Origin of the sequence: Shewanella sp. 11B5 (genome assembly GCF_002836795.1) — a bacterium.
In the GTDB taxonomy this organism is placed as follows: Bacteria; Pseudomonadota; Gammaproteobacteria; order Enterobacterales; family Shewanellaceae; genus Shewanella; species Shewanella frigidimarina.
Map to the genome: position 1 here is coordinate 1 of NZ_PJAP01000115.1, position 1,241 is coordinate 1,241.

A 1,241-nucleotide genomic window follows, 5' to 3' on the forward strand; every position below is an offset into this window, starting at 1 on the left:
CTAAAGCTATGGACACAAAGATTTAAGCGATCAAAAGTTGCGGTTTAAGACGATCAAAAGTTGAGTGGAATTGTGCATCATCAAATGTAGGGTAAAATACTATTAATTCATTCACTTAATGGGTTTATTTTTTAGGTGAAATTGAATAGCAGAGATCAAGCCTATAAAACAACAACGTAACACCCTAAAATTTTCATATGTAGTGAAGCACTGCGCTTGTCCTCCCCGCAGTGCACCGAGCCGGAAGGACCCATTTAATTTTAACTAGTAATTGATAACCATTATTACGTTGGTTTAAATTTAGGATTTAGAAAAAAATACTTTCTTAATATCCACAAACACCTTGTTAAGAACTAATACTTCTATATTTAATAGCTTTATCTAGCATTCTGCGGCGCTCTAAAATAGTATCTTTATCAGTTGGAAGATCTAAGAAGTTATTAGCTTGAGCTAAACTATTAAATTCTTTGGTATTACGCAGATGGAACATTATAAGTTGTATAAAATAGAACTGTAGTTGAAAACAATAAGTCTTTGCCTTTTCACTTTGTTCGCCTATGTGGACACTTTTATTTCTGAATTCTCTCAGATGCTCAAGAATTTGATGATGATAGTTTACCTCGGTAAATATGAAAGCACACCTTTTAGTTACTGCATCATAATTAGATTCAGAAGGTGCTGCGATACATTCAAGAGCCCCCCACATTCTCAACAAGGCTGTATTATGATCCGATTCATCTAATGCTCTAACATATCGAAGTAACCCATCTTTTAATACATCACTATATCTACACTCATCTAGTCTACCAATAGACCATAAAAGATCCTTTTTTAATTTGTCATCTTTCGATATATAGGGCTTTCTTATAACAAATCCTGGTTCAAACCATACAGTGCCATTAGCTGCACTAGAACCATTGTCATTGTGAAGACTATGTACTTCAACTAAACGAATACAGTTTATCGGTAAGTAACTATCCCCAAATAATTCCATACTAGCGTTAGAAAACATACAAAGAAGCGCTCTAATAGTATCTAAAGACCTAATGGCTCGAGATGATGCACCGTGAACAGTTTTCGATTTCGTTGTAACAATTATTTTGCTATAACCCAAATGCTCAGTGGCAAACTTAGTATTCGCGTTGTTAATAACTTCATTTCTACAATCATATTTCTTCGGGTAGGTTGTAACCACTTTTAATATTGCTTTATCAAAAGCTAGTCGTTTAAAGGGTAAACTC

The 1,241-nt window shown here is 34.2% G+C and carries 1 protein-coding gene; it reads right to left on the reverse strand.

Going from position 1 to position 1,241, the window contains the following annotated elements:
- Positions 1–346 precede the first annotated feature (346 nt).
- A partial coding sequence (locus CXF78_RS21345; protein WP_102035725.1) for a hypothetical protein occupies positions 347–1,241 on the reverse strand: 895 nt, incomplete at its 5' end.